The sequence below is a fragment of the Dyadobacter sp. 3J3 genome (genome assembly GCF_009801115.1).
Taxonomy (GTDB): Bacteria; Bacteroidota; Bacteroidia; order Cytophagales; family Spirosomataceae; genus Dyadobacter.
Window position 1 is genome coordinate 172,402 of sequence record NZ_VTOL01000007.1, and the last position, 13,274, is coordinate 185,675.

The window sequence follows — 13,274 nt, forward strand, 5'->3', positions numbered from 1 at the left end:
TTATTTTCTTGTCAAATTAATGGCAATTCTTCGATTTTGGGCTCTCCCCTCCTCGGTATTATTAGTGGAAACCGGATGCTCAATTCCATAACCTTCCGATGAAATTCTGGTGGATTTAATCCCTTTACTAATAATTCCACGCTTAACTGCGTCTGCTCTGCTTTGTGACAAGGTCAGATTCGTTGCTGCGTCACCGGTATTGTCTGTATATCCTCCAATTTTTACATTGACATTCGGGAAAGCTCTCATGATTTTTGAAATATTATCAATCTGCTCCAACGATTCTTTACGCAAATTGGCAAGACCAGGTTCGAATGTAATTCTGTCAAAATCAAACCAGATATTTCTGTCAACTACCTGTGTACTGTCTTCTATAAATTTAATTAATTTCGATTCGATTCCATTTTCAGGAACATTCAGTATTATGTCCTTTGGAAGCTGTTTTGGTACAAATTGGCCGAGAACTCTTTTGGGAGTTCCTTTTGAGTGATTAACGCTATCGATACTACCCGGAACATCTTCTACTACAACCGTTTCTTCTTCCTTTGTCAATTTTTTATATCCCCAAAAAGCACCACCAAGAACTAGTAGAGCCAAAATCCAGAAAAAAATCTTTGCCGCAGTAGAGGTAGGTTTACCTTCCAGCTCACTTTCACTTAAAGGATTACGAATCAAACTTTTATTAAGTTCTTCGAGATCCTTGAAATTCCAAAGCGTGTTAAGGTCTTTTGGCAGATATTTGAGCATAAACTCTTTCTGTTCAAACAAAATACTGGTTAATCTAACAGGTTCCACGGATTTTACACCATTGACCTTAGCATTTTTAGCCACAACGCTAAGCACAATAGGCGCACAGATACTCAATATTGTAGAAACAGAATAACTTTTTATTCCACTTGAAGAAGAAACAGAATCTGTAACCGTTTTAAGATCCAGATCAAGAAGAATTGGAAGTAGAGAAAGTCCATTGGAAATAAATTCCTTAGACCTCGATTCGTCTGCAAGAATTTCTCCCAGACCATTTAAAACGTAATCTTCATTATTCAGGTTAATAAGTCCAATCAAATCATGAACTCCACCCAAAGTGGAAGCTTTATTCATAATACCTCCGATAAGTCCGGGAAGAGCACCCAACATCGCGATTTGTACATCTCCGGTACTTTCTTGGGTCAAAGCAGATATTTTAAGACCAACATCTTTTGTGATATATCCCTTGGTTAACTCCAGTAAATTGACAGCCATAATGGATTATTATTCTTTGTCTAGTTAATTTTTACATTAATATTCATAATTTATCTGGAGGATATGCAAAGTAATGATTTTCTAATCATTTATTTCTAATTATAATTAAGAATAAATGATTTAAACAATGACTAGAATTATCGAATATCAAACAGGAATTTGAGATTCTAAATTCAATAATTTAATTACAAAATTACAATAAATTAGTATACAACAATATACATAAAAAGAGAGGCAAATCTGAAAGACCTGCCTCTCTTCTATATATTAAACTAATTGACAAAAAAACTGTTCAATTAATTTGCAACTTCCTCTTCTTTTTTTCTAACAGATATTGTCAGCTCTTCACTATTTTCAACGTGATTTGCTACCAAGACATCTCCTTCTCTCAAATCACCTTTAAGAATTTCTTCTGCAACCGGATCTTCAAGATATTTCTGGATCGCTCTGTTCAATGGACGGGCTCCATATTGAGGATCATATCCTTTTTCGGAAAGAAAATCTTTCGCCGGAACCGTAAGCTCAATTTCATAACCCAGACCTTTCACACGGCTAAACAATTTGCCCAATGAAATATCAATAATGCGGTGTAAATCTTCACGTGTAAGTGAATTAAACACAATTACATCATCCAAACGGTTAAGGAACTCAGGAGAGAATGCTTTACGAAGCGCACTTTGAATCGTGCCTTTCATAATTTCATCCTGGTTGTCATTTTTAGCTTTTGTTGAAAAACCAATTCCTGAACCAAAATCTTTAAGGTCACGCGCTCCAATGTTCGAAGTCATGATGATAATCGTATTACGGAAATCGACGCGACGGCCAAGACCATCTGTCAAAATACCATCATCCAGTACTTGCAACAAAATGTTGAAAACATCTGGGTGTGCTTTTTCGATTTCATCCAACAACACGACACTATAAGGCTTACGACGAATTTTCTCAGTCAACTGACCTCCTTCTTCGTAACCAACATAACCTGGAGGTGCTCCAACCAAACGAGATACACTGAATTTCTCCATGTACTCACTCATGTCGATACGCACAAGGGCATCGTCTTTATCAAACAAATAAGTTGCAAGAACTTTCGCCAATTCCGTTTTACCTACACCCGTTGGTCCAAGGAAGATGAAAGAACCTATTGGTTTCTTTGGATCTTTCAAACCTACACGTGTACGCTGAATTGCTTTTACCAATTTTTCAATCGGTGGGTTCTGCCCAATTACTTTCGCTTTAAGTTCATCGGCCATATTAAGCAATTTCTTACCTTCATCCATTGAGACGTTCGTCACAGGAATTCCGGTCATCATTGCAACCACTTCGGCAACATTATGCTCTGTAACGGTGTATCTCTTTTGCTTGGTTTCTTCTTCCCAGGCAAGTTTAGCGCGGTCAAGCTGATCGATCAATTTCTTTTCACGATCACGTAGCTGAGCTGCTTCTTCGTATTTCTGACTTTTGACAACTCTGTTTTTTTCCTGTTTGATATTTTCAATCTGTTCTTCCAGATGAAGGATATCTTCAGGTACAGTGATGTTGCTTATATGAACTCTTGCACCAACCTCATCCAAAACGTCAATCGCTTTGTCCGGAAGGAAACGGTCTGTAATATAACGCTCCGACAATTTCACAGCTGTGCTGATCGATTCAGGCGTGTAACTTACGTGGTGGTGATCTTCATATTTATCCTTGATATTTTCAAGAATTTGAATTGTTTCTTCAATTGAAGTTGCATCAACCATAACCATTTGGAACCGACGGGCAAGCGCACCATCTTTTTCAATATATTGACGATACTCATCAAGAGTTGTCGCACCGATACATTGAATTTCTCCACGTGATAATGCAGGTTTGAACATATTAGAGGCATCCAAAGATCCCGAAGCACCACCGGCACCAACGATTGTATGAAGCTCATCAATAAAAAGGATCACATCCGGAGATTTTTCCAATTCATTCATCACCGCCTTCATTCTTTCTTCAAACTGACCACGGTATTTTGTCCCAGCTACCAGAGAAGCAAGATCCAGTGTTACAACTCTTTTACCGAAAAGAACACGTGAAACTTTTTTCTGAACAATTCTTAAAGCAAGACCTTCAGCGATAGCTGTTTTACCAACACCAGGCTCACCGATAAGAATCGGGTTATTCTTTTTACGACGGCTAAGGATCTGCGCAACACGCTCAATTTCCTTTTCACGTCCAACAATTGGATCTAATTTTCCAACTTCCGCCATTTTTGTCAAATCGCGTCCGAAGTTGTCAAGTACAGGTGTCCGTGATTTCTCGGCTCCTTTTGATTCTTTTCCGGAAGCAGCTCCTCCGCCTCCACCGCCGAACATGCCGCCTCTCGCTTCATCGTCGCCGTCTTCGGTCTCCGGACCCATATGGGGTTTCGTTCCTGATGATTGATATTCTAACATTTCTTTAATGACTTCGTAGTTAACATTAAATTTATGCAGGATCTGAGTGCCAACATTATCTTCGTCACGTAAAATGGACAGAAGCAAATGTTCAGTTCCAATCAAGGGGCTTTTGAAAATCTTAGCCTCTAGATATGTTATTTTCAACACCTTCTCAGACTGCCTTGTAAGAGGGATATTTTGCAGATTTTTAACATTATTAGTTGCTGCTCCTTTGGTTGCATGTTCGATCGTCTGTCGAACATCATCCAGTGAAACACCCAGCTTTTTCAGTAAACCAATAGCAACACCATCGCCTTCACGAATCATTCCAAGTAACAGATGTTCGGCACCGATATAATCGTGGCCAAGTCGCAAAGCTTCTTCCCGACTCAGAGAGATTACTTCTTTTACTCTATTTGAAAATTTTGCTTCCATGTGTAGCAATAAAAATGTGTCTTAATATTCTAAACGCTACTTTTTAAATCTTTGTTCAAAGTAGCAGATTTATTGTTGCTTACAAGATCTCAGCAAAATACTTCTCGCCTCGGGCCCCATATTAAATAATAAATCGACGATACTTAAATTACTTACAAAATCATTCCCAAACGTCTGATAGTATGAAATTGGCTGATAATATTTACCAATATTTTTATTTTTTTTATCATTAATTAACGATAAGTCGTCAATTACGCTGGAATCGCCATTTGATGGTACTGACAAATTGTACCGAACCTCTTTCTTAATCCCCAACAATCTAAGACAAATTGTCAATAATTCATAATTTAAGTCTACAAGAAATTCAGGTTTCTTATTAAAAACGTTATGAAGTTCGTCTGAATAAAATTCAAAATAGGGAGACTTTCCGTATGCTGATCTCAAACAGCCCCAATGCCGTCGTATCCAGTCCTGGCTGTAATCTATTCTTATATCCTTTGTAGGGGCATATTGAGCATATCCCTTTACAGGAACGGTCAAAGTATCTGTTTTATTCGTTGTTAAAACACTGCAACGATTCCTGAAAGTCTGTTTAATATACCTTTCATTAATATCAATCCAGATAACTTCATTACATAAAATACAAGTAAAATATTCGAGACAAGGAAGGTATTGCAATTCAATCCTTACTATTCTTCCAGGTTGACTGTTTGTAATAATTTCAGGCACTATAAATATGGTAAAGCGGATTGATATTATCAAAAAAATGATAACAATTATTTAACGGGATTTATTTAGTTCTATTTAAACTTAATAAATTATTATTTAATTATAGAAATAGGCTCGCATCTCCTAATCCTTCCCTGATTACTTCAAAATTATCATTGGTAGCAAGCACAATCGTGGAAGCAATATTACCACCGTATCCACCATCGATCACAATATCAACCTGGTGCTGAAATTTTTCATAAATCAATTCAGGATCAGTAGCATACTCAATTATTTCGTCATCGTCTTTGATTGAAGTTGTTACTATCGGATTACCAAGTTCTTTTACGATCAGACGGGGAATTAAATTGTCCGGCACACGGATACCAACCGTTTTTTTGTTAGTGTTCAACAATTTTGGAACCTGGTTGTTGGCGTCAAGAATAAAAGTGTAAGGTCCGGGCAGAACTCTTTTCATCATTTTGAAGGCAGAATTGCCAACCCTGGCATAATCTGCGATATGGCTCAGATCATAACAGATAAATGAAAAGTCATTTTTCTGTGCTTTGATTCCTTTGATGCGTGCGATTTTCTCTACGGCACGGGTATTAAAAATATCGCAACCCAGACCATAAATTGTATCAGTAGGATAAATAACCAGACCACCGTCACGGAGGCAATCTACTACCTGACGTATTTTTCTTTCGTCAGGATTTTCCGGGTATATTCGAATTAATTCTGCTGGCATAGTATGTACTATTTTAGCATATTAACACTTCAAAATGCCAAAACCTCCCTGCTATGGACTTTTTTTCGTAAATAATTCAGATAAAACCTATACAAACTATTCACCGGCAAGTGCATACGGCATAACATTACAATCATTTCAGTAGCGATTCCCGGGTTTTCTATGTAGTTCAGAAGCGTTCGGAACCGGAGTGCAAGTTCAAATTCCTGGGCATAAAAACACTTTCGGATAAAAGTTCTTATTCTTGCTGCCAGCAAATCAAATTCTTCCTGATCTCTGTTTAGTTCATAAGCTTTATTACAAACGATAAAACAGGTCTGAAGCAGACTGTTTCCTTTTTTATAAATTTGGGTACTCAAAGAACCGGGAACATTTCTTTTTCTGGTCAGCACTTCATCCAGATAAAAATATTTATACTTCACCGCCGATCTTACCCAAAGGTCGAAATCTTCAAAATCAAGAGACTCATCATATCCACCAATTTCTGTCAGCATTTTGGTACGCATCATCATGGTTGGTGTACAAATAAAATATTTTTCCAAAATGCTTTTATAAACATCTCCCGAAGGTACAGGCTTCTCAGCTTTTAGCTTTGTATCAACCGAATAATGGAAGTTCAGGACTTCTCCATTGGCGTCAATGTATTGAGCATTTGAAAAAACAACACCATAGTCCTCTCCTAAATTTTCAAGAGCAAGCACCTGATGTGCAATCCGGCCCGGCATCATAATATCATCGGCCGCGAGGTCAATAATATATTTACCTTTTGCCAGAGCAAGACCCTGGTTAAAAGCACGGCATAATCCGATATTTTCCGGATTTTTAATAACAGTAAATTCCGGAAAATCGGATACAATATTTTCTATTAAAGCTACTGTTCCGTCTGTACTGGCGTTGTCTATTACGACAATCTGAAGATTTGGATAAGTCTGGGCAAAAATTGAGCCCAAAGTTTCCGCAATATACTTCCCCTGGTTAAAAGCGGTTAAAACCACCGTTACCAAAGGCTCATCAATGTCGCTCATCTATCCCTTTTTTGTATAACCTGTCCAGACTGCTTTTGATCTTATACGAACAGGCACTCTAAAAGTCACAAACTTATGAGAGATAAAAAAAGAGAAAGTTGAGTACTTATTTAACGGTACTTCAGGACTTTGTCTTTAAAGCGTTATTTCTGGCCGAAGCAATGCCGGCATTAATTTCAAAACCAAAAATTAGAAGCAGCGCGAGCAGGTAAAACCAGATCATCAAGGCAATCATTGTTCCGATTGAACCATACAATTTATTGTATGAACTAAACCTGGACAGATAATATGAAAAACCATAAGTTGCTACCAAAATCAGAACCGAAGCAATCACAGAACCTATGTTGACAAAAGCATATCTTCTTCCCTGCGACGGGGCAAAACGATAAATAATTGCTATTGCTAACATCAAAGCGGCAAAACTGACAATATACCTCGTAAGGTTAAGTGACGAAACGATCCAGGTGTACCGTACAATATGCCAGTCACTAACAATTCCTTTGACCGCATCGCCGACAATAAGCAGCACAATCAATAGGAACATTACGGCAACAAGAATAATTGTCAAAAGCAATGCAACGCCTCTTTGGGCGAGAAATCCTCTGGTATCCAGATCTTCATAAACCATGTCAAATGAGCGCATCAAAGACATCATGCCATTTGTGGACGTTGCAAGAGCAAGAATAAAACCAAATGACAAAACACTGTTTCTAGGTCTGCTGATAATATCTGTAATGGTCTGACGAGCGTCCTGATAAATTCCACTTGGCAAAACTTCCTTTAAAATTCCCAGGATCTGATCATCAAGATTTTCGATGGGAATGTAGGGAACAAGGGTAAAAAGAAAAATAATTCCCGGAAAACAGGCAAGCGTTAAACTATAAGCAACCGCAGAAGCGCGCTGATCAATGTCATAACGGTGATTGTTTTTTCTAATATTGGCAAGAATATCGTACAATGAAACGGTACCGCGAAAAAGCATCGTCGTTCGCAGCCAAATAATTAGCCGCTTGACTTGCCGGTTTTTCAACAGTCTTTCAAGCATAACAGGCAGGTTTATTTACAAAATCGGAAAATAAGGATTGAGTTTTTCCAGGAGTTCTGCCGGAGCAATGCAAAGTTTTGCGTTGTCCATTTTTTGAAAAACAAGTGTGGTTTCGCCCACGTTCAACAAAACATCGTCCTGGTTTCTAATCTCATACTCAAATACAACTCTCGTGCCCGGCAATTTTTGCATCAGTACCTTGATCGTAAGCTCGTCGTCATAGCGAGCCGGTTTTATGTATCTGGACTTATTTTCGTAAACGGGCATCATCACGCCCGTTTCTTCCATTTCCTTATAACTAAATCCGACGCTGCGCAAAGCTTCGACGCGTCCGATTTCATAATACCTCGCATAATTTCCGTAATATACATAACCCATTTGATCGGTATCAGCATAACGGACTCTTATCCCTTTGACTTCGTAAGCGAACATTCTGTATTGATTATTAGACGTTTGTCTTCAAAATAAAAAACGTACGTCTGGAAACTTATTTCATTATTTTAAGCCTGTTCAGTTCCGCCTGGTACATACGGGCGTTGTTCAGGTGATCTTCGTAGGTTTTTGCAAAAGCATGGTACCCCGACAAATCCGCTTTCGCGCACATGTAAAGAAAATCATGTTTGCTATAATTCAAAACCGCATCAAGAGAATTGAAATCTGCTACACGGATTGGTCCAGGAGGCAAGCCCGTATTTACATAGGTATTATAAGGCGATTTTACACGAAGCTGCTCGTTCAAAATACGTTTGATAGCAAAATCCTGCAAAGCATATTTAATCGTCGGATCGGCTTGTAAAGGCATTGCGGCATTCAAACGATTGATATACAAACCTGCAACCATTGGCCTTTCATCCACTTTTCTGGCTTGCTCTTCTTCCACAATAGAAGCCAGAATGGAAACCTGAACGGGCGTTAAACCAATCGTTTTTGCTTTTGATACACGTTCGGCATTCCAGTATTTTTTATACTCGCTATGCATTCTGTCAAGGAATTTTTCAGGTCCTGTTGTCCAGAAAATATCATAGGTATTTGGTAAAAACATAGAAACAATCGTCGCTGTATCCAGTCCGTATTTTTTACAAACTTCCTCACTATTCATCGCCTGACGGAATTTATCCTCGCCAAACTCAAAACGGTTACCTATCCTTTTGATCAGATCCTCTTTCAGCCTGATATTATTAAAAGTGAGTTTTACAGGATCCTGAATACCTGAAAGAAGTTTTTTAACACCTCTGTAATTACTCGTTTCGGGTTTGATCACATACCTTCCCGGTTTTACATTTTCGGTGTATTTTAAAAGTTTTGCAACAAAACGGAACGAGATATTATCATTGATTACTTTATGCTTGTCCAATGAATCCAGAACGGTCTGATACGTTGCTCCCTCAGGAATTAACAGAGCAAAACTTTCCTTTGATTCAACCTGCAAATTTGGTGTTCTGAAAATTTGCCAAAAGTAAAAAGTGAAAGTTGTTGTAAGAATTGCAATGACTAAAAACAATCCTACTTTGAAATTACGAGACATATATTGAATACGAAGTTTTTAAAAACAACCAACCAAATCGGCAGCTGCAACTATTGACATTACTATTTATTGTTAATCAATCCTGTTTTCAAATGCGATACTGAAACGTTTTGCCAATTCTGCAAGCGATTCCACAACAGGCTGCAAAAGCGAAATTCCTTCCACACTTCGGATGGCTTCCATTTCACGTTCAGGGTCTCCGGGAATAATAACCGATTTCCCTTCAACAGCTCTCGCTCCTCTGAAAGCGCGTATCCACTTATCCATATCATGTTTGAATTCATCAGCCGGTCGAAATCCGTCAACACGCATAGCGCCTAAAAAGTGTCCGGTACCCAGTCCAACTCCTTCCTTAGCACTCATAAAACCTGCGGTCGCAAAAGGTGGAACCCAGGGCCCAAAATTAGCACCCGAAAGTACGCCTGAAAATATATCCACAATAGCTCCCAAACCATATCCTTTATGACTTCCATGTTCGCGATCAGAACCGAGTGGCAGCAAGCCTCCACCACTTTTTACTGCGTTGGAATCTGTTGTTGGTTTTCCTTCCGAATCTTGCGCCCAGCCTAATGGAGCAGGCAAACCTTTTCTTTGCAGAATTTCAAACTTACCATAAGCAACGGCTGTTGAGGCAAAATCAGCAACAAAAGCAGGTTCCTCAAAAGCCGGAACGGCAACAGCTAACGGATTTGTACCTAATAATTTATCCAATGAAAAAGTAGGTGTTACCAAAGGGGCAGCATTTGTCATAGTCCATCCAATCATATCTTTTTGAAGCGCCAACATCGCGTGATAACCAGCAATACCAAAATGATTTGAATTCCGGACAGAAACCCAACCCGATCCCACTTTCTCCGCTTTTTCCATCGCAATTTCCATCGCTTTTGGAGCTACTACCAATCCTAAACCTCTGTCTCCATCCACCACGGCCGTACTTGGCGTTTCGTAGACAACCTTTACATCAGGCGTTGGATTCAGCCTTCCATTATCATATAAACGGACATATCCGGCCAGACGCGCGATTCCATGCGAATCAACTCCTCTTAAATCTGCACTAATTAGTACAGTGGAAGCCAAAGCAGCTTCCTCGGCCGAACATCCGATAGCCAGAAAAACTTCCTCCGTGAAATGTTTTAAGTATTCAGCCTGGTACATATACGTTTACTAAATGAATTGTCAAAATCTTCTAATAGTGATGCAAAAATCTAAATTTTGCGACTTAGCGGATGCAAATATCTGCATTCATCGTCCAGCTTACAATACTTATGTATATTGATAAGGGTTTTACTTTCCGGATCACAATAAAAAAGCTTTTGGTGATCGTACAAATTTGAACTTAAAACCATCAAAAACCGTAGTTTAAACAGGTGTTAGCGGAGATTTCTACTTCCGCAAAAAATAATACAGCATGTTAGAATAAATTTTAATGGAAATTAAAAATACTTTCCTCAAACGCATACTAAGCTACTTTATCCGTGGCCTGGTTCTGGTCGCTCCGCTATATGTTACCGTTATCATTATTGGTAGTGCGGTCGAGTTCCTCGATAATATTATCCCGATTAACATCCCAATTTCCGGAAATCAGACAGTCTATCTACCAGGTCTTGGTGTGCTGATAATTCTGACCAGCATTATTCTGCTCGGTTTTATTTTTTCAACGATCATTCCCCAGTCATTTTTCAAATTTACCGAAGGCATCATGCGGCGTATACCGCTCGTGAGCCTGATCTACTATTCAATCAAAGATCTGGTAATAGCTTTTGTCGGGGATAAGAAAAAATTCAATCAGCCTGTTTTGGTTACGATGTACAAAGAAACCGGGATTAAGAAAATCGGTTTTATTACGCAAACTGATTTAAGTCATTTGCATATTCATGATCATGTCGCGGTTTACATGCCGCTTTCTTATGCACTTTCAGGAGAATTATTTATCGTTCCATCCGAAAACGTTTCCATACTGGATGCCAAGTCTACGGATGTCATGAAAATGCTGGTGTCCGGCGGCGTTTCATTGAAGGTTCCTCCGCATGAAGAAGTGACTGATGAGGAGTAATCCTGTACTGTAACCCCTAACAACAATGTAATCCGATTACCCGTTTAAAGAATGATTCCCTATCTTTGAGCCTTTCTATTTTTCTTTATGAGATCAGTTCTGACATTACTAATTTTATTTATCCTGGGTAGTACCCCGGTTTGGGCACAGGATAATTACGACCCTAAAAAAGCCCTTTCCAGTGAAGAACTGTTTCTTAGACAAAGTGGTGATAGTCGCGTAATTGGCGCTCCTGGGCAGAAATATCTGATTTTAGATGCTTCTCCACTGATTGGAGGATTTCACCGCTACCGTTTTTTTCCAGGTGATAACATCAAATTCAGGATGAAAAACGAGACGATCAGATTTAACGAAACCATTGCAAATGTAACCGATTCGGCTTTTAGTATTGCTGTAATCAATGAGGCATTGGGACAAATGACGTATCAGTCTATTCCGTTAAAGGAAATTAAACTTGTAAAAACACACCGTCGCATTCCTTTCATTTCTCAGGCGGCAACATTGCTTCCGTTGGCAGGATTGATCTACATTGGTGCTGATTTTTTCAACAAAGGAATTGATAATAAACGATATACGACGGACGCTTCCACTATAATTGTTGGTGGAGCTATCATGGCTACCGGATTTATTTGTTATAAAATGACTTTTTCCACCTTGAAAATCAATGGTAGAAATAAGTTAAAAATATTAGAAACATATTAAAATTCAAGGCTAAAACCTTCAATTACACGCTGCTCACGGCAATAATTTTGAATCTGAAATAATACTATTGTGAAATCCATTCTTGTACATCCCCCGCAAAAATCAATTCGTGCCGAAATCAAACTGGCAGCATCTAAAAGTGAATGCAACCGCGCTTTAATTATTAATGCATTAACTGATTTTCAATGCGAGCTTTCCAATATTTCGGAAGCACGCGATTCTCAGACAATGTTACGATTGTTGAAATCGGATGATGCTGTGGCCGATGTAATTGATGCCGGTACAACCATGCGTTTCCTGACTGCTTATTTTACTGTTACAAATCAGAAAAAACGCATGACCGGAACACCGCGTATGTGCGAGCGCCCAATTGGAATTCTAGTTGATGCATTAAGAACTTTGGGAGCTGATATTCAGTATGAAAATGTTCCGGGCTATCCACCAACACAAATAAATGGTTTTACGTACTCCGGTCAGAATGAGTTAAAAATCCGTGGTGATGTAAGCAGTCAGTACATTTCCGCTTTGCTTTTAATTGCTCCCTCTTTGCCGGATGGAATAACGATTATTCTGGAAGGAGAAGTTGGTTCCCGTCCTTATATCGAAATGACATTGAAACAAATGGAATATTTCGGCATTATTTATGAGGCGGATTGGGAAGCAAATCGTATTGAAATAAAACCATCACAATATCAGCCAAAAAATTATGCAATCGAATCTGATTGGTCAGGTGCGAGCTATTGGTATAGTATTGTTGCTTTGGCAGAAGATGCGGAAGTTGAGCTGCTTGGTTTGAAAGAAAATTCATTACAAGGTGATAGTGATATCGTAAATATCATGGCACAACTTGGCGTACAAAGCACCTTCACGGAACGTGGTGTACTTTTGAAAAAAATTCCTGCTGCTGATTCCATTGCCTGGGATTTCACTAATTGTCCTGATCTTGCTCAAACCGTAGCCGTTTGCTGTGCAATGAAAAATATCCATTTGACCCTTACTGGAATTGAAAGTTTAAAAATTAAAGAAACAGATCGCGTTTTCGCTCTTCAGGAAGAACTCAAAAAACTGGGTGCTGAATTAAATGAGGTTGAAACGAATTTGAAATACGAAGTAGTAAAAAAACCGGATTGGACTGCCACTTCTGTTCCTTCCATATTCACTTATGATGATCACCGTATGGCGCTGGCTTTTGCACCTGTCGGTATGATTCATGATATTATCATCGAAGAACCGGGCGTTGTAGTAAAATCTTATCCGGGATATTGGAATGACCTGGCAACTGTGACAACCTGGGAAGAATTGCAGTTGTCTTAATACACGTGAGGCCGTTATGTTATTTTCAAAATTGTTACTAGCTTAACGGCCTCGCACACCACATTTATAAGT

Annotated in this window: 12 protein-coding genes; 3 read left to right on the top strand and 9 right to left on the bottom strand. The window is 38.9% G+C overall.

The window, feature by feature from the left end; genetic code table 11:
* The 9 genes from FZF08_RS16570 to FZF08_RS16610 form a co-directional block, all read right to left on the bottom strand.
* Positions 1–1,242, bottom strand: a complete 1,242-nt coding sequence (locus FZF08_RS16570; RefSeq protein WP_159470728.1) for an OmpA family protein — start codon at positions 1,240–1,242, stop codon at positions 1–3.
* A gap of 296 nt (positions 1,243–1,538) precedes the next feature.
* Positions 1,539–4,082, bottom strand: a complete 2,544-nt coding sequence (locus tag FZF08_RS16575) for an ATP-dependent Clp protease ATP-binding subunit (RefSeq protein ID WP_159470730.1) — start codon at positions 4,080–4,082, stop codon at positions 1,539–1,541.
* 69 nt (positions 4,083–4,151) lie between these two features.
* Positions 4,152–4,811, bottom strand: a complete 660-nt coding sequence (locus FZF08_RS16580) for a WbqC family protein (protein ID WP_229216571.1) — start codon at positions 4,809–4,811, stop codon at positions 4,152–4,154.
* 100 nt (positions 4,812–4,911) lie between these two features.
* Positions 4,912–5,538, bottom strand: coding sequence for an L-threonylcarbamoyladenylate synthase (locus tag FZF08_RS16585; protein ID WP_159470732.1), 627 nt, complete (start codon positions 5,536–5,538; stop codon positions 4,912–4,914).
* Between the two features lie 29 nt (positions 5,539–5,567).
* A complete protein-coding gene (locus FZF08_RS16590) occupies positions 5,568–6,563 on the bottom strand; it encodes a glycosyltransferase (protein ID WP_159470734.1) in 996 nt (331 codons plus the stop codon).
* A 121-nt stretch (positions 6,564–6,684) separates the two neighbouring features.
* Positions 6,685–7,608: a YihY/virulence factor BrkB family protein gene (locus tag FZF08_RS16595; RefSeq protein ID WP_159470736.1), complete on the bottom strand. Its 924-nt coding sequence runs from the start codon at positions 7,606–7,608 to the stop codon at positions 6,685–6,687.
* A 15-nt stretch (positions 7,609–7,623) separates the two neighbouring features.
* Positions 7,624–8,040 carry a thioesterase family protein gene (locus tag FZF08_RS16600; protein ID WP_159470738.1) on the bottom strand — a complete coding sequence of 139 codons (417 nt, stop codon included), beginning with the start codon at positions 8,038–8,040 and terminating at the stop codon, positions 7,624–7,626.
* 55 nt (positions 8,041–8,095) lie between these two features.
* Positions 8,096–9,133, bottom strand: coding sequence for an endolytic transglycosylase MltG (mltG, locus tag FZF08_RS16605; protein ID WP_159470740.1), 1,038 nt, complete (start codon positions 9,131–9,133; stop codon positions 8,096–8,098).
* 72 nt (positions 9,134–9,205) lie between these two features.
* Positions 9,206–10,288: an Ldh family oxidoreductase gene (locus tag FZF08_RS16610; protein ID WP_159470742.1), complete on the bottom strand. Its 1,083-nt coding sequence runs from the start codon at positions 10,286–10,288 to the stop codon at positions 9,206–9,208.
* Between the two features lie 271 nt (positions 10,289–10,559).
* Here FZF08_RS16610 and FZF08_RS16615 point away from each other — a divergent pair, with 271 nt between their 5' ends.
* The 3 genes from FZF08_RS16615 (at position 10,560) to FZF08_RS16625 (ending at position 13,202) form a co-directional block, all read left to right on the top strand.
* Positions 10,560–11,186: a DUF502 domain-containing protein gene (locus tag FZF08_RS16615; RefSeq protein WP_159470744.1), complete on the top strand. Its 627-nt coding sequence runs from the start codon at positions 10,560–10,562 to the stop codon at positions 11,184–11,186.
* An 87-nt stretch (positions 11,187–11,273) separates the two neighbouring features.
* Positions 11,274–11,888 (top strand): hypothetical protein, encoded by a 615-nt coding sequence (locus FZF08_RS16620; RefSeq protein ID WP_159470746.1) that lies wholly within the window; start codon positions 11,274–11,276, stop codon positions 11,886–11,888.
* A 69-nt stretch (positions 11,889–11,957) separates the two neighbouring features.
* A complete protein-coding gene (locus FZF08_RS16625; protein WP_159470748.1) occupies positions 11,958–13,202 on the top strand; it encodes a 3-phosphoshikimate 1-carboxyvinyltransferase in 1,245 nt (414 codons plus the stop codon).
* Positions 13,203–13,274 lie beyond the last annotated feature (72 nt).

What these genes read in the sequence shown, in the direction of transcription:
- FZF08_RS16620 (WP_159470746.1), top strand. Translation starts at nt 11,274, where the DNA reads ATGAGATCAGTTCTGACATTACTAATTTTATTTATCCTGGGTAGTACC.
- FZF08_RS16615 (WP_159470744.1), top strand. Translation starts at nt 10,560, where the DNA reads ATGGAAATTAAAAATACTTTCCTCAAACGCATACTAAGCTACTTTATC.
- FZF08_RS16595 (WP_159470736.1), bottom strand. Translation starts at nt 7,608, where the DNA reads ATGCTTGAAAGACTGTTGAAAAACCGGCAAGTCAAGCGGCTAATTATT.
- mltG (WP_159470740.1), bottom strand. Translation starts at nt 9,133, where the DNA reads ATGTCTCGTAATTTCAAAGTAGGATTGTTTTTAGTCATTGCAATTCTT.
- FZF08_RS16590 (WP_159470734.1), bottom strand. Translation starts at nt 6,563, where the DNA reads ATGAGCGACATTGATGAGCCTTTGGTAACGGTGGTTTTAACCGCTTTT.
- FZF08_RS16585 (WP_159470732.1), bottom strand. Translation starts at nt 5,538, where the DNA reads ATGCCAGCAGAATTAATTCGAATATACCCGGAAAATCCTGACGAAAGA.
- FZF08_RS16570 (WP_159470728.1), bottom strand. Translation starts at nt 1,242, where the DNA reads ATGGCTGTCAATTTACTGGAGTTAACCAAGGGATATATCACAAAAGAT.
- FZF08_RS16600 (WP_159470738.1), bottom strand. Translation starts at nt 8,040, where the DNA reads ATGTTCGCTTACGAAGTCAAAGGGATAAGAGTCCGTTATGCTGATACC.
- FZF08_RS16575 (WP_159470730.1), bottom strand. Translation starts at nt 4,082, where the DNA reads ATGGAAGCAAAATTTTCAAATAGAGTAAAAGAAGTAATCTCTCTGAGT.
- FZF08_RS16610 (WP_159470742.1), bottom strand. Translation starts at nt 10,288, where the DNA reads ATGTACCAGGCTGAATACTTAAAACATTTCACGGAGGAAGTTTTTCTG.